12 protein-coding genes are annotated in these 23,373 nt (G+C 72.3%); 10 read left to right on the top strand and 2 right to left on the bottom strand.

What is annotated here, in order from left to right; genetic code table 11:
* Positions 1–13: 13 nt before the first annotated feature.
* From ACIQZN_RS15050 to ACIQZN_RS15025, 6 genes are all read left to right on the top strand, one after another.
* A complete protein-coding gene (locus tag ACIQZN_RS15050; RefSeq protein ID WP_403992756.1) occupies positions 14–598 on the top strand; it encodes an ArsR/SmtB family transcription factor in 585 nt (194 codons plus the stop codon).
* A 13-nt stretch (positions 599–611) separates the two neighbouring features.
* The gene (locus tag ACIQZN_RS15045; RefSeq protein WP_403992753.1) at positions 612–800 is read left to right on the top strand and encodes a hypothetical protein; all 189 of its coding nucleotides are present in this window, start codon (positions 612–614) and stop codon (positions 798–800) included.
* Positions 801–915: 115 nt separating this feature from the next.
* On the top strand, positions 916–1,155 hold the full coding sequence (locus tag ACIQZN_RS15040) for a hypothetical protein (RefSeq protein ID WP_403992750.1): 240 nt from the start codon (positions 916–918) through the stop codon (positions 1,153–1,155).
* Positions 1,156–1,174: 19 nt separating this feature from the next.
* On the top strand, positions 1,175–1,642 hold the full coding sequence (locus ACIQZN_RS15035; protein ID WP_403992747.1) for a hypothetical protein: 468 nt from the start codon (positions 1,175–1,177) through the stop codon (positions 1,640–1,642).
* A 158-nt stretch (positions 1,643–1,800) separates the two neighbouring features.
* Entirely contained in the window at positions 1,801–3,030 is a 1,230-nt protein-coding gene (locus ACIQZN_RS15030) for a metallophosphoesterase (RefSeq protein ID WP_403992744.1), read from the top strand.
* A 113-nt stretch (positions 3,031–3,143) separates the two neighbouring features.
* Positions 3,144–4,160: a helix-turn-helix domain-containing protein gene (locus ACIQZN_RS15025; protein ID WP_403992741.1), complete on the top strand. Its 1,017-nt coding sequence runs from the start codon at positions 3,144–3,146 to the stop codon at positions 4,158–4,160.
* Here ACIQZN_RS15025 and ACIQZN_RS15020 read toward each other — a convergent pair.
* Positions 4,142–4,540, bottom strand: coding sequence for a nuclear transport factor 2 family protein (locus ACIQZN_RS15020; RefSeq protein WP_403992738.1), 399 nt, complete (start codon positions 4,538–4,540; stop codon positions 4,142–4,144). The two genes, ACIQZN_RS15025 and ACIQZN_RS15020, sit on opposite strands and share 19 nt — an antisense overlap.
* Before the next feature lie 242 nt (positions 4,541–4,782).
* On the opposite strand from ACIQZN_RS15020, the gene ACIQZN_RS15015 reads away from it, so the two are divergent.
* The gene (locus ACIQZN_RS15015) at positions 4,783–7,833 is read left to right on the top strand and encodes an AfsR/SARP family transcriptional regulator (protein ID WP_403993028.1); all 3,051 of its coding nucleotides are present in this window, start codon (positions 4,783–4,785) and stop codon (positions 7,831–7,833) included.
* A 12-nt stretch (positions 7,834–7,845) separates the two neighbouring features.
* Here ACIQZN_RS15015 and ACIQZN_RS15010 read toward each other — a convergent pair whose 3' ends face one another.
* Complete coding sequence (locus tag ACIQZN_RS15010; protein WP_403992736.1) at positions 7,846–8,040, bottom strand: hypothetical protein; 195 nt, start codon at positions 8,038–8,040, stop codon at positions 7,846–7,848.
* Positions 8,041–8,354: 314 nt separating this feature from the next.
* On the opposite strand from ACIQZN_RS15010, the gene ACIQZN_RS15005 reads away from it, so the two are divergent.
* From ACIQZN_RS15005 to ACIQZN_RS14995, 3 genes are all read left to right on the top strand, one after another.
* Positions 8,355–9,710, top strand: a complete 1,356-nt coding sequence (locus ACIQZN_RS15005) for a helix-turn-helix domain-containing protein (protein WP_403992733.1) — start codon at positions 8,355–8,357, stop codon at positions 9,708–9,710.
* Between the two features lie 204 nt (positions 9,711–9,914).
* Entirely contained in the window at positions 9,915–22,547 is a 12,633-nt protein-coding gene (locus ACIQZN_RS15000) for an amino acid adenylation domain-containing protein (protein ID WP_403992730.1), read from the top strand.
* Entirely contained in the window at positions 22,544–23,326 is a 783-nt protein-coding gene (locus ACIQZN_RS14995) for a thioesterase II family protein (protein WP_403992728.1), read from the top strand. The genes ACIQZN_RS15000 and ACIQZN_RS14995 overlap by 4 nt, the downstream gene beginning before the upstream one ends.
* Positions 23,327–23,373: the final 47 nt, after the last annotated feature.

Raw genomic sequence — 23,373 nt, 5'->3', positions numbered from 1 at the left:
TAGCGTTGAGGCCATGGAAGAACAGCCCGACGGACTGATCCGCAATCTCGACGCCCGCTCGCTGCGGGGGCTCGCCCATCCGCTGCGCATGCAACTGCTGGACACCCTGCGCTTCGACGGGCCGGCCACCGCTTCCCAGCTCGCCGCGAAACTGGGTGAGTCGAGCGGGTCCACCAGCTACCACCTGCGGCAGCTCGCGGCGCACGGCTTCATCCAGGACGCGCCCGAGCACGGCAAGGGGCGGGAGCGCTGGTGGCAGGCGGCGAACCAGGGGCTGCGATTCGACGAGTCGCTGCTCAACCACTCCAGCCCGGAGGTGCGCGGTGCCGCCGAGATGTATCTGCAGGAGGTCGCGCTCACCCAGGCCCGGGACCTGTCGTCCTGGCTCGGCGAACGCACCAACTGGCCCGAGGAGTGGAACCGCACCTGGGACATGAGCAGCGCGACCCTTCGGCTGACGCCCGCGCTCGCCGGAGAGCTCATCGAGAAGATGCACGCGCTCCTGGACGAGTACCGCGACCGGATCACCGACGAGGACGAGGGCGACAGCGCCCGCGTGCGCGTCCACACCCATGCGTTCCCCCTCACCACCGAGTAAAGGAGAACCACCCATGCATGCCCAGGCCCACCTCGCCCTGCACCAGCTCCGCGCCGCCGAACTCCACGCCGAGGCCGCGGAGTACCGCCTCGCCCGTTCCGCCCGGGCCCCCCGGCCCCTGCGCACCGTCCTCGGGTGGACCCTGATCGAGGTCGGCCTCCGCCTGACCGCCGCGCCCCGCCGCACCGTCGCGCTCCCCTAGGACTGCCCGTCGACCGCCGCCGCGACTGCCGCCCGGCGCGCCGTCCGACCCCTAGCGTGCCGCGTGTGCCGCCCATCCGAGCGGCCGGACCGTGTCCGCATCCAAGGGAGTCCCCATGAAGAAGAACTCGTCCCGGACGGCGGCGGCCACCGCCGCCGTGGCCCTCGTCGCCGCTGGTGTCCTGGTGGCGGGATCGGCCACAGCCACCGCCGCCCCCGTCGAGCGCGTCACCTCGCTGGAGCAGCTGAAGGCGGGCATCCAGCAGGCCGCAGAGCAGGAGTCCGGCGCCGCCCTGGACATCAACCCGACCGGCTACATCACCCAGAACGGCGCGGCCGCCCGGGCCGCCTGCTGACGCGAAGGGGCCGAGGACCGTGGACAAGGACAAGTCCCCGACGAGCTGGTGTCCCAGCGGTGACGCGCACGCGCCCGAGGCGGTCGTCCTGGGTGTGCGGTCCGGGCAGGAGGGCCGGGTCGCCTATCTGGCCGACCCGGTGCCCGCCTCCCAGGTGCTGGGCGACGTGCCCGAGGGCATCGATCCCCGGCGCATCCTGCGGTTCGCCTCGCACTGCGTCAGTGGCTGCGCCAACCGCCGGGGTGACGACTGCGCCCTCGTGGAGCGGGTGGTCGCCGCCGCGCCGAGGGTGGTCGAGGCGGCCGTGCCGCGCTGCCACCTGCGGACGAAGTGCCAGTGGTGGACGCAGAGCGGCGTGGAGGCGTGCCGGCGCTGCCCGGCGGTCTCGACCCGCCATCACGCCGACGACGAACTGGCCGGACTGATCGCGGACCCCACCACCACCCGCGAGCAGCTCGACGCCTGGATCGCCGCCGGGACCGGCTGACCCTTAGGGCCTTTCGTTTGGATCATGCCGGGCTCGCGGGGCCTGGCCCGATCCAAACGAAAGGCCCTAGACCGCCGGTCCGGCGGTGGCCGTCTCCGGGCCCTCGGGGGCGACCGGGTAAGGTGCCCGGCGGCATTCCGGCCGTCCGAGGAGGAAACGTGACCAACACCAGCGAGGCCCGGTCCGCGGACGGCGGGGCGGCAACGGCCCCACCGAGCCGGATCCGGCGCCTGATGCGTTACGTCCCCCTGGTCGCCCCGGTCCTGCTGTGGGCCGTGCCCTGCTGGGTGCTGCTGTACACCGGACAGCACTGGCCGCTGCCCGTCACCGTGGGCGGCACCTGTCTCTTCGTGCTCGGCCTCCTCACCATGCCGGTCGCGATGGTGCGGGGCCACGGCAGGCGGCAGCGGGACCGGGCGGCGATCGTCGGGGACAGCCTGCTCGGTTCCATCTGGGTGCTGTTCACCTGGTCCGTGCTGCTCGGCGTCCTGCTGCGGCTCGCCCTGACCCTGGCCGGGACCGGCGACGGGCAGGACCGGGCCAGGATCGTCACCTGGTCGGTGCTCGGGGCCGCAGCCGTCCTGCTCGGGTGGGGGTACGCCGAGGCGCGCCGGGTGCCGAGGGTGCGCCGGGTCGAGGTGCAACTGCCGCGCCTGGGGCGGGGCCTGGACGGGACGCGGGTCGTCCTCATCACCGATACGCACTACGGGCCGCTGGACCGGGCCCGCTGGTCGGAACGGGTGTGCGAGGAGGTCAACGCGCTGGAGGCGGACGTGGTCTGCCACACCGGCGACATCGCGGACGGCACCGCCGACCGCCGCCGCGCCCAGGCCGCGCCGCTCGGCACGGTGCGCGCCGCCCACGCGCGCGTCTACGTCACCGGGAACCACGAGTACTACAGCGAGGCGCAGGGCTGGGTGGACCTGATGGACGAGCTGGGCTGGCAGCCGCTGCGCAACCGCCATGTGCTGCTCGAACGCGGCGGTGACACCCTCGTGGTCGCCGGTGTGGACGACGTCACCGCCGAGTCCTCCGGCCTGGCCGGTCACCGGGCCCACCTCGCCGGGGCGCTGGACGGCGCCGATCCGGAGCTGCCGGTCCTGCTCCTGGCGCATCAGCCGAAGTTCATCGACCGGGCCGCCGAGGGCGGCGTCGACCTCCAGCTGTCGGGCCACACCCACGGCGGCCAGATCTGGCCCTTCCACTACCTGGTCCGCCTCGACCAGCCGGCCGTCGCCGGGCTGAGCCGCCACGGCGACCGCACACAGCTCTACACCAGCCGGGGCACCGGATTCTGGGGCCCGCCGTTCCGGGTCTTCGCGCCCAGCGAGATCACCCTCCTGGTGCTGCGCTCACCGGACGGAGCGGCCGGCAACGCCGCGTCCTGACCTGCGTCCGGCAACGCTGCGGCCGGCCGGAGCGCCGCTTTTCGCGATCTCGGCCGATCCATCAGACTGCACACGGCCGGAGACCGACTTCCTCCGGCGGCCGAGCGGGCGTGATGGGGGTGCCGACGGTGTGGCAGGAGATGGCGGCGGCCGAGATGGCGCCGGACAACCGGTTCGAGTGGTTCGAGCAGGTGGTGTCCGACGTCCTGCTTCCCACGGAGTTCCGCGCCGCGGACCCGGGGAGTTTCGACGCGCAGGGCGGAATGCTGGGTCTCGGGACCGTGCAGCTCGCCCGCTTCAGCTACGGTCCGCTGCGGTCGCGCAGGACCCCGGCGCTGATCCGGAGGGGGGATCCGGAGCAGTACCAGCTGGCGCTGGTGACCCGTGGCTCGGCGTGGTTCGCGCAGCAGGGCGGTGAGGCCGAACTGGGCGTCGGCGGCATGGCGTTGTGGGACACCTCGCGTCCGTACGAGTCCGGCTCGGGGACGGACGGACGGGATGTCGAGGTGATCGTCCTCCAGATACCGAAGGCCCGGATGCCGTTGCCGTCGCAGCGGATGGACCGGATCCTCGCGCGGAGCGTCCCGGGCGACGCGGGGATGGGCGCGATCCTGGCCGGATTCCTGACGAACCTCGCCGCCACGGGGGCCGACTGCTCGCCCCAACAGCTCGGCGTGCTGGGCGAGATGGCTGTGGACATGGCCGCGTCCTGCCTGGCCGACCGGATCGGCTCGTCCCCGGTGCGGGCACCCGCCGAGCTCCGGACGCACGTCCTGCTGCGCCGCATCAGCGCCTTCGTCGACCATCACATCGGTGACCCCGGGCTGTCCCCGGGCCTCATCGCCGCCCGCCACCACCTCTCGCTGCGGAGCCTGCACGCGCTCTTCCGCGACCAGCCGGAGAGCGTCGCCGCGATGATCCGCCGCCGCCGGCTGGACGGCTGCCGCGCGGACCTGGCCCGCCCCGAGCTGCGCCGGCAGCCCATCGGGGCCGTGGCCGCCCGGTGGGGCTTCACCGACGCGACCGTGTTCAGCCGGGCCTTCCGGGCGGCGTACGGGATGGCTCCGCGCGACTACCGTGCGATGGCCCTGCGCCCGGCGGACGGGGCCGGTCAGGGCGCCGCGTGGTAATAGCGGGTGCAGGACTCCACCATGCCGTCCTCGGCGATGCGGAAGAAGTCCGCGAAGCGCACGCACGTGTCATCGGTGCCCGTGCCGAGGCGGCGGCCCGCGACCACCACGTTGCGGGCGTGCGCGACGATGTGGTCGATCTCGTGCCGGGCGGGTGACCCGAGGTGGTCGCGGTGGGCGTGCAGGAACGCGGTCCGGCCGTGGGCCGTCGGGGCTCCGGGCAGGTCCAGGGCGACATGGTCGTGCAGCAGCGAGGCGCACGCGTCGAGGTCGCCGGCGTCGAGGTATTCGTAGACGAGACGGACGTGGTCGGTCCCCGCCGCGGTGACCAGATCGCCCCCGGTGTACGGGTCGCTGCTCGTCCAGGCGTCGGTGTGCATGGACGCCTCCTTTCTCCTTCACCCGGCACTCTTCCGGGCCGCGCCAACCCCCGCCTATCGCGCCGCTATTCGCTGACCGGTCACGCTGGGCATGCAGGATGGACAGATGCGTGAGGATTGTGAAAACTTTGGGGACGTTGATCCCGGAGTATCAACGCGCTTACGAGCTGGGGGTCTCGGTGGCCGAGGGTACGACGCACACGGTCCAGGATGCCCCCGGCGCGGCGAGACCACCCTTCCAATTGCTGGGCCCGCTCCAGGTGCGGGGCAAGGACGGCCCGCTGCGGGTGCCGCCGGGGCGGCAGGAGGTCATCCTCGCCGCGCTGCTGCTCGAAGCGAACCGGGTGGTGAGCACGCACTATCTGGTGGACCTCATCTGGGAGGACAACCCGCCGGAGACCGCCCGCACCCAGGTGCAGATATGCGTGTCCCGGCTGCGGAAGCTCCTGGCCGGCGCGGACAGCACGGTCTCCATATCGACCCGCCCGCCGGGATACGTCCTGCACGTGGACACCGGGGACGTGGACTCGCTGCTCTTCACCGGCCTGGTCGCGATGGCCAGGCGGCAGCGTGACGAGGGTGAGGCCGAGAAGGCGGTGGCGCTCCTGAAGTCCGCGGTGGCGCTGTGGCAGGGAGACTCCCTGACCGGCCTGGACAGCGGCCCGCTGGCCAACAAGGCGCGCCAGCTCGACGAGGAGCGGCTGAGCGCCGTCGAGCTTCGGATGCAGCTGGAACTGGAGCTCGGCCGGCACGACCGGCTGGTCGGTCAGCTCCAACTCCTCACGCATGAGAACCCGTTGCGGGAACGGCTGCGGGGCCAGCTGATGTGCGCCCTGTACTGGTCGGGCCGGCAGGCGGAGGCGCTGGAGGCGTTCCGGGACGGGCGCCGGATCCTCGACCAGGAGCTGGGGCTCGAACCGGGCCGGGAACTGCGGCGGCTGGAGGCGGCGATCCTCGCCGGTGAACTGCCTCCGCCGGTACGGGGGCAGGAGCCCGGGTCCGCGGGCGGGGGTGCTCCCGAGACCCCCGCACCCCGAGGGCCCGCCGACGCGTCCAAGCACGCCGCGCCCCGTTCCGACACGGCAAGCACCGGCACCCGGAGCCCGCGGCCGGCATCCGGGCCCGGCCAGGACTCCCCCACCCCCGCCGAACCGCAGCCCCACGACGCCCGGCCGCAGCAACTGCCGGCCGCGACCTCGGACTTCGTGGCCGACGAGGCCCAGCTCGCCGCTCTGGAGAAGGCGCTGACCGGTGGCCGGGAGCGCAAGGCGGTCGGTCTCGCCGTGATCACCGGGAAGCCCGGCACCGGGAAGTCCACGCTCGCCGTGAATCTCGCGCACCGGCTCGCGGAGACGGGTTTCCCGGACGGTCAGTTGTACTGCGATCTGCGCGGCACCGGCACCCCGGCCACCACCGCGGAGGTGCTGGGCCGCTTCCTGCGGGCCCTGGGCATCCCGGGCCAGCTGATCCCGGACTCGCTGGACGAGCGGGCGGAGATGTACCGCACCCGGCTCGCCTCCCGGCGCCTCCTGGTGGTCCTGGACGACGCCGCTTCGGAGAGCCAGGTGCAGCCGCTGCTGCCGGGCAGCCGGGACTGCGCGGTGCTGGTCACCAGCCGGGCCCGGCTGACCGCGCTGCCGGGGGCGCACCGCGTGGAGCTGGACGTCCTGGACGAGGAGCGGGCGCTGAGGCTGCTGTCCCGGATCATCGGGGAGGAGCGGGTCGAGGGCGAGGCCGCGTCGGCCGAGGCTCTGGTGCGTACGGTGGGACGGCTGCCGCTGGCGCTGCGGATCGTGGCCGCCCGGCTCGCCGCCCGCCCGCACTGGACGCTCGCGTCGATGGTGCACCGGCTGGCCAACGAGCGTCACCGGCTGGACGAGTTGGCGCACGGCGAGATGACGATGCGCGCCAGTCTGTCGCTCTCGTACAACGGTCTGGCGCCCGAGGACCGGGGGCTGCTGCGGCTGCTGTCCATGGCGCGCACCCCGACGCTGCCGGGCTGGCTGGCGGGCGCGCTCCTTGACGACGACCGGCCCGTGCCGTCGGACCTGCTGGAACCGCTGGTCGACATGCAGATGCTGGACGTGGTCGGGGTGGAGCGGACCGGCGGCTACCGATACCAGTTCCACGAGATCATCCGTGTCTACGCGCGCGAGCAGTTGGCCGCGCAGGACGCACCGGAGCTGCGCCGGGACGCGCTCGTCCGGATGGCGGGCGGCTGGATGTATCTCGCGCAGGAGGCCCATCGCAAGGTGTACGGCGGTGACTTCACCGTGTTGCACGGCGACGCGCCGCGCTGGGCGCCGCCCCCGTCGTGCACGAGTGAGCTGCTCGCCGATCCGCTGGCCTGGTTCGACGCGGAGCAGGGCGCCCTGTGCGGGATGGTGGAGCAGGCGGCCGACGAGGGCCTGCACGACGTCAGCTGGAATCTGGCGACGACCCTGGTCACGTTGTTCGAGGTGCGGGGCCATTACGACCTGTGGGAGCAGACCCACGTACGGGCGCTGGCCGCCGTCCGGAAGGCGGGCAATCTACGGGGCACCGCCGCCGTTCGGGCCTCGCTGGGTTCGCTGTACATGAGCCGCAACGAGTTCGACATGGCGCGCCAGGCGCTGAGTTCAGCGCTCGATGTCTTCCAGGCGCTGGACGAGCCGCAGGGCGAGGCGCTGTGCCGGCGTGACATGGCCCTGATCGCGCGGACGAACGGGGAGGACGACACCGCCCTCGATCTGTACGAGCGGTCGTTGGCGGACTTCGACCGGGCCGGTGACGTGGTCGGGCGGGCGATCGTGCTGACGCAGAGCGCGCACATCCGGATGCGCCGCGGTGATGTGGACGTGGCGCAGGCGCAGTTGGACGAGGCGCTGGAGATATACGACGGGGTCGGCTATCTGGGCGGCAGGGCGCGGACCCTGCGCCGGGTGGGCCAACTTCTTCTGGAGCGGGGGGATCTGGACCTCGCGGTGCTGACGTTCACGGAGGTCCTGGAACTGTGCCGGGATTCCGGTGACGTGATCGGCGAGGGGCATCTGCTGCGCGACCTCGGTCAGGCATTCGTGCTGATGGGGCGGCCCGACCGGGCGAGGTACTTCTTCGACCGGGCTGTCGCGGCCCGGGAGCAGATCATGGATTTCGGCGGTGGCGCGCTGGCCCGCCTGGATCTGGCGCGGCTGCTCGGCGAGGAGGAGCCGGGGCGTTCCCGGGAACTGCTGGCCCCTGCGGTGGAGGTCTTCACGAGCCGGGGTATGAAGCGGGAACTGGCGGAGACTCGGCGGCTGTTGGGCGCCGGCTGAGTCCTGCGGGGGTCAGTCCCAGGGGTTGTTGTCGGTGGAGCCGGTGGCGCCCGGGGTGGGGGTGCTGCTGGTGCCGGTCTGCTGGGTGCCGGTGCCGGAGGTGTCGTCGGCCCAGCCGACCTGGACGCCGATGCCGGTGACGATCACGACGGCGACGGTGGCGAAAGCGGCGCGGAGGGCGTTGCGGGTGGTGGTGTTCCGGTTCATCGGACTGTCCCTTCGTCGGTGTTCCGTTTCCTTCTGGACACCAAGTTAGGAAGGGGCGGATTCACCGCACCGCCCCCGCCCCTATCCCCCCGCTATCACGGCCGGGAGCTCCTATCGCCGTCCCCGGCGGCCGCCCCTATCGCCTTATCCCGAGGGGCCGGCCCGGCCCGTGGCGGCGTTGGCCCCGGGATGCCTCCCGGATAGGGCGCGCGCGGAGGATTCCGGCAGCAGCAAGGCACGACAGCCGTCCCCCGGCACCCCGGACCGCAGCCGCTTCCGGGGCGCCCATCCCCCGACGAGCAGGAGTCCTTCCCATGACGCTCAGCCACCCCCCGCAGGACACCCCGGCCACCACCGCCCCGCTCGGTTCCCTGATACGCGGCCATCGGCTCCGTATCGGCCTGACCCAGCGGGAGTTGGCGGACCTGTCCACCATCAGCGTGCGGGCCATCCGGGACCTGGAGAAGGGGAAGGCCCAGCGGCCGAGGACGGACACGGTGCGGCTGATCGCCGACGCGCTCAGACTCGGCCCCCGGGCCCGTGCCACGCTTGAGGCGGCGGCCCGGCGCGGGTCCCGGGCGGACGGTGAGGTCCGGCGCCTGTCCATGGAGCGGGCCGCCCCGCCCGTGCCGCTGTACCCGCTGGTCGGACGTGACGCGGAGACGGGTGTCCTGGTGGAGGAGCTGCGGTCCGGCACCGAACGGCTGGTCACCGTGGTCGGGCTGAGCGGTGTCGGCAAGACCCGGCTCGCGCTGGAGACGGCCGCCCGGCTGCACGATGCCGGGCTGCCGGTGCTGTGGCATCACGGTGACGGCACCACCGCCGACTGCCTGCGCCCCGACGACGACCCGATGTCCCGACTCGCGGACGACTGCGCGCGTTTCCTGCGGGGCGGCGGTGTGGCCGAGGACGGGCTGCCCGAACTGGCGGACGCGTCGGCCGCCCTCGATGACGACGGCAACTCTTCCGTACGCGGCGCCGCCGTGCTCGTCCTCGACGGTGTCGACACCGCCGCCCTGGACTTCGGCCGCCTGAGCCGGCTCCTGCGTACGTTCCCGGGCCTGCGGCTGCTGATCACCGGCGAGCGGCCCTGGAACGTACCCGGTGAACGCCTGTTCCTGCTCTCCCCGTTGGAGGCTCCGGACCCCGTCGCCGGGCATGCGGACGCGCCCGCCGTACGGTTCTTCCTCAGCCAGCTCCGCCGCGTGCGGCCCGACATCGTGCCCGATGAGCAGGCGCTCGCGGATGTGGCCTGGATCTGCCACCGCCTCGACGGCCACCCGGCGGCGCTCGGTGCCGCAGCTTCCTGGCTCACGGTGTGCGACCTGTCCACCCTGCGGAACATCGTGGACTCCGACCCGGCCCCCCTCCTCGACCACCTTGCGGGCGGCCCGGACGGCTCCCGTCTCCAGGTCCGGGTGAGCCGCACCCTGGCCGCGCTGCCCGCCGCGTACCGGACGCTCATCGGCGACCTGTGCGAGGGGGGCGACGGGGAATTCCTGCTCCAGGACGTCGTGCGGCTCACCGGCCGCCCGCTGCCGGAGTGCGGCCGGCTGATCCGCGAACTGCTGGTCGGCGGGGTGATCCGGACCAGCGCGGACGGCGGGCGCTCGGCGTTCCGCGTGCTGTGCGTGGTGCGGGCGGCGGCGGGGGCGACGGCCGGGGTGTGACGGCTGGGTGTTGCAGCGGCCGCGCGCGGTGGACGGTGCGGGCTGGTGCCACCCGGCGGTGGGCGCTTCCGTGCCTGCCGTTCGACTGCCGCCGGACCGCCGAACTGCTGGCCCTACCGCCGGAACAACTGCCGCTCGGCGCCCGGCCCCGGCGGTTGTATGGCACTGCCCCGCCCCCTCCCGCCGCTTCCCACAGGAGACCTCATGCCGTCCGACGCCACCGTCGCACCCGCTCCGGCCGCCTCCCGGTTGCCGCTCTCGGAGGCCCAGCGCGACATCTGGACGGCGCACACCCTGGACCCCACCGGCCTGAAGTACAACGTCGCCGAGTGCCGGGACATCCTGGGCCCGGTCGACCCGGCGCTGATGGGTACGGCCTGGCGCCGCCTCGTGGAGGAGGCGGACGTCATGCGCACCCGCTGCTTCGAGGACGACGGCGAGCAGGTGTGGCAGCTGATCGACGCCGGCCCGGGCGACCGGGCGCTCGTGTACACCGATGTGAGCGGCGAGGCGGATCCGGAGGGGGCGGCGTGGGGCCTGGTGGACGAAGCGGTCGGGGCGCCCTTCGATCTGACCCGCGAGTCCCCGGTCCGCTGCGCGCTGATCAAGCTCGCCGAGGACCGCTTCTTCTACCTCTACACCTTCCACCACCTGCTCGTGGACGGCGCGAGCGTGTCGATGCTGCTGCACCGGCTGGTCGAGCTGTACGGGCGGGCGGTCGCCGGTGAGCCGTGGGGCGACTCCCCGTTCGGCCGACTGGCCGAGTTGCACGCGGAGGACGCTGCCTTCCGGTCCTCCGAGGAGGCGGCCGCCGAACGGACCGCGTGGCGAGCGCACTTGAGCGGTGCGCCGGAGGCGGCGGCCGGTCTCGTCCGGGGCCCGGGCCGGGCGGCCCCGTCCCGGGGTGCGCTGCCCTTCGCGCGGCGCACGGTCCTGGTCCCGGCGGCGGAGGCGGACCGGCTGCGCACTGTCGCCCGGGCCGAGCGGGTCTCCTGGCCCGTCCTGGTGGTCGCGCTGTTCACGGTGTACCTGCACCGGGTCACCGCCCAGGACGAGCTGATGCTCGCGCTGCCGGTGGCGGGCCGCACCACGAAGACCGCGCGCAGCACCCCGGGCATGGCGTCCAACGTCGTGCCGCTGCGGCTCCGGGTGGGCGCGGGCGAGACGCTGAGCGGCCTGGTCCGTGCGGTGTCCGCCGAGGTCAAGCACGGTCTGCGGCACCAGCTGACCCGGTACGAGGACCTGCGCCGGGACGCCGGCGCGCTCACCGGTGGGCGCAGGCTGACGGGGCCGGTGCTCAACATCATGGGCTTCAACGCGGACCTCACGGTGTGCGGCCACCCCACGGTGAACCACAACGTGAGCAACGGCCCGGTGGACGACCTCAGCGTCGCGGTGTACGACCTGGGCGCGGCGGACGGGCTCCGGATCGACTTCGACACGCCGGTGGACGGCGTCGACCCCGAGGCCGTCGCGGCCCACCAGGACCGCTTCGTCGCCTTCCTCACCGCCGCCGTGCAGGCCGTGGAGCCGGGCGCCCGGAGTGTCGCGGAGTTGGAGGTGTTGTCGGCGGGTGAGCGGGAGGTGCTGCTCGGGGCGTGGGCCGGGGCGGTGGCCGACCGTGACGATGCGTCGCTCGTGCAGCGCTTCGAGGAGCAGGTGGCGCGGGTACCGGACGCGGTCGCGCTGATCGACGGTGAGCGCGGCTTCACCTACGCGGAGCTCAACGCCACCGCCAACCGCTGGGCGCGGCACCTGCGTTCGCGCGGCCTCGGCCGGGGCGACCTCGCCGGCATCCTCCTGGAACGCGACGCCACCTTCGCCGCCGCGCTCATCGCCGTACTCAAGACCGGCGCCGGACATGTGCTGCTCGACCCGGACTTCCCCAACGAGCGGCTGCGGTCGGCGGCGGACGAGGCCTCGATCAGCCACCTGGTCACACGTACGGGACTCGCGGACCGCCTTCGGGGCGACTGGGTTACGTGTGTGGACGGCCCGGACGAGGTGACGGGCCACGATGCGGGCAACCTCGGTGTGCCGATCCGGGGTGACGACCTCGCGTGCGTGATGTTCACCTCGGGCTCCACGGGCCGCCCGAAGGGCATCGTCTCCTCGCACCGCAACCTCGTATCGACGCTGGTCGGACAGACCTATCTGCCGACAGGTGGGGACGAGGTGTACCTCCAGTCCTCGCCCATCTCCTGGGACGCCTTCAGCCTCGAATTCTGGGGGCCGCTGCTCCATGGCGCACGCGTCGTCCTGCAACCCGGGCAGAAGCCGGAACCCTCGCTCATCGCGGAGTTGGCCCCCAAGCACCGCGTAACGACGCTGCTGCTGTCGGCCAGCCTCTTCAACTACCTCACCGACGAGCACCCCGAGACGTTCGACTCGGTCACGACCGCGTACACGGTGGGTGAGGCGGCGTCCCCGGTCCACGTGCACAAACTTCAGACCATCCGGCCGGGTATCGAGGTGGTCAACGGGTACGGGCCGGCGGAGGCGATGATCTACGCCACCACCCACACCATCGAGCCCGCCGACGCCCCGCACACCGCGATACCCATCGGCACCCCACTGGTCAACAAGCCGCTCTACGTCCTCGATACCTCGCTGCGGCTGTGCCCGCCGGGTGCCACCGGTGAGCTGTACGTCTCCGGTGACGGCCTCGCCCACGGCTATCTCAACCGCGCGGACCTCACCGCCTCCAGCTTCGTGCCCAACCCGTACGGCGCACCCGGCTCCCGCCTCTACCGCACCGGCGACCTCGCCCACTTCGACCACGACGGACGGCTGCACTACGAGGGCCGGGCCGACCACCAGATCAAGATCCGGGGCTTCCGCATCGAACCCGCCGAGGTCGAAGCCGCACTGCTATCCCACCCTCACGTCACTCAGGCCGTCGTCACCAAGCACCACGACCAGCTCTCGGCCTACGTAGTGACCAGCGGTGACCCGGTGGGGCTCCGGCGCCACCTGGCCGACCGGCTCCCGGAACACCTCGTCCCCGCCTACCTCACCCCACTCGACCGCTTCCCCCTCATGCCGAACGGGAAGATCGACAAGCGCGCACTGCCCGAGCCGGTCGCGGTGTCCTCGGGCGGTCGCGCCCCGCGCACCCTGCTGGAAGAGACCCTGACCGAGCTCTTCACCGGCACGCTCGACGTACCCGGCACACTGACGATCGATGACGACTTCTTCCAACACGGCGGGCACTCGATCCTCGCGGCCCGCCTCACCAATCGGATCGCGCAGGTCCTCGGCGTCCGGCTGACGATCCGGGACGTGTTCGAGAACCCGACCGTGGCACAGCTCGCGGAGCAGGTCGGTGCGGCGAAGGGCCTGCCGGCACCGCCTCCGCCGGTCGCCGGTGAGGGGCCGGGTGAGGGGTCGGCCCCGATGTCGTTCGCCCAGCGCCGGCTGTGGCTGCTGGCGGACCTGGACGGCGGGAGCACCGCGTACAACGTGCCGATGGCCGTACGCCTGGAAGGCACCCTGGACTCGGACGCCCTGGAAGCCGCGCTCAACGACGTCATCGAGCGCCACGCGCCCCTGCGCACCCTGTACGAAACGGTGGACGGCGAACCGCGTCAGCGCATCCTCCCGGCCACCGAGGCGCGGTCGCGCATACAGCGCCGCGAGGTGACCACCGGGGAGCTGGACGGCGCGGTGGCCGAGTCCGGCCGCCATGTCTTCGATCTCCGCACTGAACTCCCGCTCTCCGTCACGCTGTTCCGGCTGGACGACACCACGCACCACCTGGTCGTCGTACTGCACCACATCGCGACGGACGGCCGGTCGAGCGAGGTGTACGTGACGGACCTGGCCCGTGCGTACGAGGCACGGGTCGCCGGGGCCGCGGGGCGGGTGTTCGAGCCGCTGCCGGTGCAGTACGCGGACTACGCGGTGTGGCAGCAGCGGGTGCTGGGCGCGGCCGACGACGCGGACAGCGTGCTCTCCCGCGAACTCGCCTTCTGGCAGGGCGCCTTGGAGGGGCTTCCGGAGGAGCATGGCCTCAACCTGGACCGACCGCGCCCCGCCCGGGCCTCGCACCGGGGCGGTGAGGTGGCCGTCGATCTCGGTGACGACCTGTTCGCCCGCGTGGGTGAGCTGGCCCGCGCCGAGGGGTGCACCCCGTTCATGGTGGTGCACGCGGCCCTGGCCGCAGCGCTCACCCGACTGGGCGCCGGCAGCGACCTGGCCATCGGCTCACCCGTCGCCGGCCGCACCGATGAGGCCCTGCGCGATCTCGTCGGCTTCTTCGTCAACACCCTCGTCCTGCGCACCGATACGACCGGCAATCCCTCCTTTCGGGAGCTGCTGGAACGCGTCCGTGCCACGGACCTCGACGCCTTCGCCCACCAGGACGCGCCCTTCGACCTCGTCCTCGACACCCTCAACCCCACCCGCACACTCGCCCGCCACCCCCTCTTCCAGATCTGCCTCACCCTGGAAACCGGCACACCGGTGCTGGCGCTGCCCGGGGTGCGGCCGGAAGCTGTGCAGACGTTCGCGAACGGCTCGGCCAAGTTCGACCTGGAATTCCTGCTCCGGACGGACGACGGCGAGGGCCTGCGCGGCATGGTCGTCTTCGCGGAGGACCTGTTCGAGCAGTCCACCGTCGAGCGCATGGTGTCCGTGCTCGGAGCGGTACTGCGCCAGGCGCTCGCCGACCCGGAGGCGCGCATCGGGGACGTCGATGTGCTGTCCGCCGGTGAGCGGGAGGTGCTGCTCGGGGCGTGGGCCGGGGCGGTGGCCGACCGGGACGATGTGTCACTCGTCCAGCGCTTCGAGGAGCAGGTGGCGCGGGTCCCGGACGCGGTCGCACTGATCGACGGCGAGCGCGACTTCACCTACGCGGAGCTCAACGCCAGCGCCAACCGCTGGGCGCGGCACCTGCGTTCGCGCGGCCTCGGCCGGGGCGACCTCGCCGGCATCCTCCTGGAACGCGACGCCACCTTCGCCGCCGCACTCATCGCCGTACTCAAGACCGGCGCCGGACACGTACTGCTCGACCCGGACTTCCCCGACGAGCGGCTGCGCTCCGCCGCGACCGAGACCGCCATCAGCCACCTGGTCACACATGCGGGGCTCGCGGGTCGCCTCGAAGGCGAGTGGGTGACGTGTGTGGAGGGCCCGGACGAGGTGGCCCACCACGATGCGGGCAACCTGGGTCTGCCGATCCAGGGTGACGACCTCGCCTGCGTGATGTTCACCTCCGGCTCCACCGGACGGCCCAAGGGCATCGTCTCCTCGCACCGCAACCTCGTATCGACCCTGGTCGGGCAGATGTACCTGCCCACGGGACCGAACGAGGTATACCTCCAGTCCTCCCCCATCTCCTGGGACGCCTTCAGCCTCGAATTCTGGGGCCCGCTCCTGCACGGCGCACGCGTCGTCCTCCAGCCCGGGCAGAAGCCGGAACCCTCGCTCATCGCGGAGTTGGCCCCCAAGCACCGCGTAACGACGCTGCTGCTGTCGGCCAGCCTCTTCAACTACCTCACCGACGAGCACCCCGAGACCTTCGAATCGGTCACCACGGCCTACACCGTCGGGGAGGCGGCCTCGCCCGTCCACGTACACAAGCTGCACAGCGCCAGGCCGGACATCGAGGTGATCAACGGGTACGGGCCGGCGGAGGCGATGATCTACGCCACCACCCACACCATCGAGCCCGCCGACGAGCCCCACACCGCCATCCCCATCGGCACCCCGCTGGTCAACAAGCCGCTCTACGTCCTCGACACCGCGCTCCGGCTCTGCCCTCCCGGGGCCACCGGTGAGCTGTACATCTCCGGCGACGGCCTCGCCCACGGGTACCTCAACCGCCCCGACCTCACCGCCACCGGCTTCGTACCCAACCCGTACGGCGCACCCGGCTCCCGCCTCTACCGCACCGGCGACCTCGCCCACTTCGACCACGAAGGGCGGCTGCACTACGAGGGCCGGGCCGACCACCAGATCAAGATCCGGGGCTTCCGCATCGAACCCGCCGAGGTCGAGGCCGCACTGCTCACCCACCCTCACGTCACTCAGGCCGTCGTCACCAAGCACCACGACCAGCTCTCCGCCTATGTGGTCACCAGCGGTGACCCGGCAGAGCTCCGACGCCACCTGGCCGACCGGCTCCCGGAACACCTCGTCCCCGCCTACCTCACCCCACTCGACCGCTTCCCCCTCATGCCGAACGGGAAGATCGACAAGCGCGCACTGCCCGAGCCGGTCGCGGCGGTGAACAGCGGGCGTGTGCCGCAGACACAGCTCGAAGAGGTGACGGTTGCCCTCTTCAGCCGGGTGCTGCGCACCTCGGAACCGGTGGGTGTGGACGACAGCTTCTTCGCCCACGGCGGGCACTCGCTGCTGGCGGCCCGCCTGACCAACCACATGGCCGAGGTGCTGGGCGTCCGGCTGACCATCCGGGACGTGTTCCAGCACCCCACGCCCGCGCGCCTCGCGCAGTACATCGCCTCGCTGAAGGGGCGGCCCGCGCTGCCGCCCCTGGTCGGGGGCGAGGCGGGCGACGGCCCGGACAGCCCCGTCTCGTTCGCCCAGCGCCGGCTGTGGCTGCTCGCCGAGCTGGACGGCGGGAGCACCGCGTACAACGTGCCGATGGCCGTACGCCTGGAAGGCACCCCGGACGTCGATGCCCTGGAAGCCGCGCTCAACGATGTGGTGGAGCGCCATGCGCCGCTGCGCACCGTGTTCACGACGGGCGACGGCGAGCCCCGGCAGCGCGTCCAGTCGGCCGATGGGGCCCGGGTCGCCATCGAGCGCCGGGCGTCCACGTCGGCCTCGCTGGACGGCGACCTGGACGGGGCCACCCGGCACCGGTTCGACCTCAGGACCGGGAACCCGCTGCGGGCCATCCTCTTCGACGTCGAGGACGGGCACACCGTCCTGTTCCTGCTCTTCCACCACATCGCGACGGACGGACGCTCGGCCGGTGTCTTCTTCGACGACCTTTCCCGGGCCTACGAGGCGCGGAGCGCGGGCGCGACCGCGAGTGTGCTGGAACCGCTGCCGGTGCACTACGCGGACTACGCGGTGTGGCAGCAGCGGGTGCTGGGCGCGGCCGACGACGCGGACAGCGTGCTCTCCCGCGAGCTCGCCTTCTGGCGGGACGCCTTGGACGCGCTGCCGGAGGAGCATGGACTGAGCCTCGACCGCCCGCGTCCGGCGGTGGCCTCGCACCGGGGCGGTCAGGTCGAAGTCGCCCTGGGAGACGACCTGTTCGAGCGCATCGGCGAGCTGGCCCGGGCCGAGGGGTGCACCCCGTTCATGGTGGTGCACGCGGCCCTGGCCGCCGCCCTCACCCGACTGGGCGCCGGCACCGACCTGGCCATCGGCTCACCCGTCGCAGGGCGCACTGACGAAGCACTCCGCGATCTCGTCGGCTTCTTCGTCAACACCCTCGTCCTGCGCACCGATACGACCGGCAACCCCACCTTCCGCGAGCTGCTGGAACGCGTCCGCGCCACCGATCTCGACGCCTTCGCCCACCAGGACGCCCCCTTCGACCTCGTCCTCGACACCCTCAACCCCACCCGCACACTCGCCCGCCACCCCCTCTTCCAGATCTGCCTGACCGTGGAGGCCGGGGAGGCTCCGGCGCTGGGGCTGAGCGGCCACCTGGCCGAGGTGCAGGGGCTGACCAACGGCTCGGCCAAGTTCGACCTGGAATTCCTGCTCCGGTCGGACGACAGCCGAAGCCTGCACGGGGCGGTGGTCTTCGCGGAGGACGTGTTCGACCGGTCCACCGTCGAGCGCATGGTGACCGTGCTCGGAGCGGTGCTGCGCCAGGTCCTGGACGACCCGGAGGCGCGCCTCGGGGACGTGGAGGTGCTGTCGGCCGGTGAGCGGGGGCTGATCCTCGGGCCGTGGGCCGGGACCGGTGCCGACATCGGCGACGCCTCGCTGGTCGAGCGGTTCGAGGGCCAGGTTTCCCGCACACCGGAGGCCGTGGCACTCATCGACGGCGACGAGCGGATCACGTACGCGGAGCTGAACGCCACCGCCAACCGCTGGGCACATGAGCTGCGCGAGCGCGGCCTCGGCCGGGGCGACCTCGCCGGCATCCTCCTGGAACGCGACGCCACCTTCGCCGCCGCCCTCATCGCCGTACTCAAGACCGGTGCCGGTTACACCCTGCTCGACCCCGATTTCCCGGACGAGCGCCTTCGCTCCGCCGCCCACGATGCGGGCATCGCCCTGCTCGTCACGGACGACGTCCTCGGGCAGCGCGTGGAAGGTCCCTGGGGTGTGGTCTCGTGCTCCGGCGAGGCTCCGGCGGAGAAGCCGGACTGCAACCTGGGTGTGCCGGTCACGGGGGCCGACGTGGCGTGCGTGATGTTCACGTCGGGGTCCACCGGGCGGCCCAAGGGCATCCTGTCCTCGCACCGCAACCTCGTCTCCACGGTCACCGCGCAGACGTACGGGAACTTCGGGCCGGCTGAGGTGTTCCTCCAGTGCTCACCGGTCTCCTGGGACGCCTTCAGCCTCGAATTCTGGGGCGCACTCCTCCACGGCGGCACCACCGTCCTCCAGCCCGGGCAGAAGCCCGAACCCGCCCTGATCGCCGAGCTGTCCCGCCGTCACCGCGTGACGATGCTCCAGCTCTCCGCGAGCCTCTTCAACTACCTCACCGACGAACACCCCGAAGCGTTCGAGTCGGTCACCGTCGCCTACACCGGCGGGGAAGCAGCATCGCCCGCCCACGTGCACAAGCTTCAGCAGCTCTCGCCCCACACCACCGTCGTCAACGGATACGGCCCCGCCGAGTCCATGGGCTTCACGACCACCCACACCGTCGTCCCCACCGACGAGCCCCACCCCACCATCCCCATCGGCTCGCCCCTCACCAACAAGTCCGCCTACATCCTCGACGCCACCCTGCAACCCGTCCCGCCCGGTGTCACCGGCCACCTCTACCTCACCGGCCACGGCCTCGCCCACGGCTACCTCAACCGCCCGGACCTCACCGCCACCACCTTCGTACCGAACCCGTACGGCAAGCCCGGCACCCGCCTCTACCGCACCGGAGACCTCGCCCGGTTCGACCGCGAAGGCCACCTGCACTACGAAGGCCGGGCGGACAGCCAGGTCAAGGTGCGCGGCTTCCGCGTCGAGCCCGCCGAGATCGAGGCAGCACTCCTCACCCACCCCCACCTCACCCAGGCCACCGTCACCACCCACCGCGACCAGCTCGCCGCCTACGTCGTCACCGACACCGACACGGCGACCGAGGACATCCGCCGGCACCTCGCCGACCGGTTGCCCGAGCACATGGTCCCCGCCTACGTCACCGTCCTCGACCGCCTCCCCCTCACCCCCAACGGCAAGATCGACCGACGCGCCCTCCCCGAACCGGCCGCCGTCGTCTCCGTGGGCCGCGCCCCTCGGAGCCAGCTCGAAGAGGTCACGGTGGCCCTGTTCAGCAAGGTGCTGGGCACACCGGGGCCCGTGGGCGTCGAGGACAGCTTCTTCGCCCATGGCGGGCACTCGCTGCTGGCGGCCCGTCTCACCAACCACCTCGCCGATGTGCTGGGCGTCCGGCTGACCATCCGGGACGTGTTCCAGCACCCCACGCCCGCACGCCTCGCCCAGCACATCGCCACCCTTGAAGGCCGCCCCGCGCTCCCGCCGCTCACCGCCGGGGCCTGGTCCGGCGACGGAGACGCGCCCGTGTCCTTCGCCCAGCGCCGGCTGTGGCTGATGGCAGAGCTGGACGGCGGCAGCGCCGCGTACAACGTGCCGATGGCGGTCCGGCTGACCGGTCCGCTGGACGCCGGGGCGCTCGACGCGGCGCTGCACGACGTGGTCGTACGCCACACCCCGCTGCGGACCGTGTTCGCGACAGTCGACGGCGAACCGCGCCAGCACGTCGTACCGGCCGCACACGCCCAGGTGCCCGCCGAGCGCCGCCAGGTGAGCGCCGGCGAACTGGACCGCGTCATGGCCGAGGCCGCACGCCATGTCTTCGATCTCCGTACCGAACTCCCCGTCCGGGCCACCCTGTTCGAGGTCGACGGCGATTCCTGGGTGTTCCTGCTCCTGGTCCACCACATCGCGACGGACGGCCGGTCCACCGGTGTGCTGTTCGATGACCTGTCCCGGGCCTACGAGGCGCGGAGCGCGGGTGCGACCGCGAGTGTCCTGGAACCGCTGCCGGTGCAGTACGCGGACTACGCGGTGTGGCAGCACCGGGTGCTGGGCGCGGCCGACGACGCGGACAGCGTGCTCTCCCAGGAGCTGGCGTTCTGGCACAAGACGCTGGAAGGGCTCCCCGAGGAGCACGCCCTGAACCTGGACCGGCCGCGCCCCGCACGGGCCTCGCACCGGGGCGGTCAGGTCGACGTCGCCCTGGGAGACGACCTGTTCGAGCGCATCGGCCAACTGGCCCGCGCCGAGGGGTGCACCCCCTTCATGGTCGTCCACGCCGCGCTCGCCGCAGCGCTCACCCGACTGGGCGCCGGCACCGACCTGGCCATCGGCTCACCCGTCGCAGGGCGCACCGACGAAGCACTCGGCGATCTCGTCGGCTTCTTCATCAACACCCTCGTCCTGCGCACCCACACCGACGGCAACCCCACCTTCCGCGAGCTGCTCGAACGCGTCCGCACCACCGACCTCGACGCCTTCGCCCACCAGGACGCCCCCTTCGACCTCGTCCTCGACGCCCTCAACCCCACCCGCACACTCGCCCGCCACCCCCTCTTCCAAATCTGCCTCACGCTGGAATCCGGAGGTGTTCCGGAGCTCCGGCTCGGGGACACGACGGTCACCGCGATGCCGGACGTGACGAGCGGTGCGGCCAAGTTCGACGTGGAGTTCCTGCTCCGCACGGACGACGGGCAGGGGCTGCGGGGCACGGTGCTCTATGCGGAGGACCTGTTCGACCGGTCCACCGTCGAGCGCATGGTGACCGTGCTCGGTGAGGTGCTGCGCCAGGCGCTGGCCGATCCCGAGCGGCACATCGGTGAGCTGGACGTGGTGTCGGACGCCGAACGGCGACTGATCCTCGGGCCGTGGGCCGGGACCGGTGCCGACATCGGCGACGCCTCGCTGGTCGAGCGGTTCGAGGAGCAGGTCGCGCACACACCGGAGGCCGTCGCGCTCGTCGACGGCGATCGGGCCATCACGTACGCGGAGCTGAACGCCACCGCCAACCGCGGGGCCCACGACCTCCGCGAACGCGGCCTCGGCCGGGGCGACCTCGCCGGCATCCTCCTGGAACGCGACGCCACCTTCGCCGCCGCCCTCATCGCCGTACTCAAGACCGGCGCCGGACATGTGCTGCTCGACCCGGACTTCCCCGACGAGCGACTGCGGTCCGCCGCGACCGAGGCCGCCATCAGCCACCTGGTCACGAGCAGCGAGCTCGCCGGCCGCCTCCCCGGAGCCTGGACCACCTGCACCAACAGCCCGGACGAGGTGGCCCACCACGACGCGGGCAACCTCGGCATACCGGTCCGGGGCCAGGACGTGGCGTGTGTGATGTTCACCTCCGGCTCGACCGGGCGGCCCAAGGGCATCCTGTCCTCGCACCGCAACCTCGTCTCCACGGTGACCGCGCAGACATACGGGAACTTCGGGCCGGCTGAGGTGTTCCTCCAGTGCTCACCGGTCTCCTGGGACGCCTTCAGCCTCGAATTCTGGGGCGCACTCCTCCACGGCGGCACCACCGTCCTGCAACCGGGCCAGAAGCCGGAGCCGGCTCTGATCGCGGAGCTGTCCCGCCGCCACGGCGTGACGATGCTCCAGCTCTCCGCCAGCCTCTTCAACTACCTGACCGACGAACACCCCGAGGCATTCGCCACCGTCACCGTCGCCTACACCGGCGGCGAGGCAGCCTCCCCCGCCCACGTCCACCGACTCCAACAGCTCTCACCCCACACCACCGTCGTCAACGGATACGGCCCCGCCGAGTCCATGGGGTTCACCACCACCCACGTGGTCACACCCTCCACGGAACCTCACACCACCATCCCCATCGGCTCACCCCTCACCAACAAGGCCGCCTACATCCTCGACGCGGCTCTCCAGCCCGTGCCGCCCGGTGTCACCGGCCACCTCCACCTCACCGGCCACGGCCTCGCCCACGGCTACCTCAACCGCCCCGACCTCACCGCCACCACCTTCATCCCCAACCCCTACGGCGCACCCGGCACCCGTCTCTACCGCACCGGCGACCTCGCCCACTTCGACCACGAAGGCCGCCTGCACTACCACGGCCGCGCCGACAACCAGGTGAAGGTCCGGGGCTTCCGCGTCGAGCCCGCCGAGGTGGAGGCCGCGCTCCTCAGCCACCCCCGCGTCACCCAGGCCACCGTCACCACGCACCGGCGCCAACTCGCCGCCTACGTCGTCACCGACACCGACACGACGACCGAGGACATCCGCCGGCACCTCGCCGAGCGCCTGCCCGAGCACATGGTGCCCACCTACTTCACCGTCCTCGACCGGCTCCCCCTCACCCCCAACGGCAAGATCGACCGGCGCGCCCTCCCCGAACCGGCCGCCGTCGTCTCCCAGGGCCGCGCCCCGCGCAACCCGCTGGAAGAGACCCTGACCGGCCTCTTCGCCCGCACGCTGGGCGCGGAGGAAGCGCTGAGCATCGATGACGACTTCTTCCACCACGGCGGCCACTCCCTCCTGGGCGCCCGCCTCACCAACCACATCGCGGTCTCCCTGGACGTCCGGCTCACCGTCCGCGACGTCTTCGAGCACCCGACACCGGCCCGGCTCGCCGAGCACATCACCGCGCTGAAGTCCGCGCCGGCCGCCAAGAAGGCCCGGCCCACCCTCCGCCGTCGTACCGAGACAGATCGGATCAGCTCATGACCTCCGTGTCCCCCGCCCCCGAAGACGTCGTCTGGGACCTTCCCGGTGACGGCCCGCACCGCCTGTCGCTGCTGGTGCTGCCGCACGCCGGGGGCAACGCCCACGCCTACGGCGGCTGGCGCGAGCACCTGCCGGCCGATGTGCGGCTGCTGATCGGCCAGTACCCCGGCCGTGGCGCCCGCTACTGCGAGGACCTGCCGCTGTCCGTGGACGACCTGGCGCAGCCCGTGGTGGACTCGCTGCCCGCCGACACCGGTGAGCTGGTGGTGCTGGGGCACAGCATGGGGTCGCTGGTCGCCTTCGAGGTGGTACGCGCCCTGCGGGCCGCCGGCCGCACTCCGCGGTTGCTGATCGCGTCCGCGTGCCGGGCGCCGGTGCTGCCGAACCAGTGCCCTGTGCACCCGGAGCGGCTGGACGACGACGAGCTGGTCGCGGCCCTCAAGGAGCGCGGCGGCACCGACGACGGCATCCTCGACGACCCGGAGCTGAGGGAGATCGTCCTGCCGTCCATCCGGGCCGACTTCGCGATCGACGACGCGTACCGGTGCACCGCCCCGGACGCCCGACTCGACTGCCCGGTGGCCGTGTTCGGCGGGTCCGAGGACCCGATCGTCCCGGCGGAGCTGCTCGCCGGCTGGTCGCTGGTGACCGGCCACGAGGTCGTACCGCAGCTGCTGCCCGGTGACCACTTCTACTTCCAGCAGGACCTGCCGGGCTTCTTCGCCCGCCTGAACCCGGTGTTGGACGCCCTCCGCGACTCCGCCGCGGCGTCCGCGTAACCACCCACCCGACTTCGCTCAGACCAAGCCCAGGAAGAGGAACCCAT

This window comes from Streptomyces sp. NPDC097595 (assembly GCF_044761525.1).
GTDB classification, from domain to species: domain Bacteria; phylum Actinomycetota; class Actinomycetes; order Streptomycetales; family Streptomycetaceae; genus Streptomyces; species Streptomyces drozdowiczii_A.
Note: the sequence above shows the minus strand (reverse complement) of the source record. Positions and strands in the feature narration are given on the sequence as shown.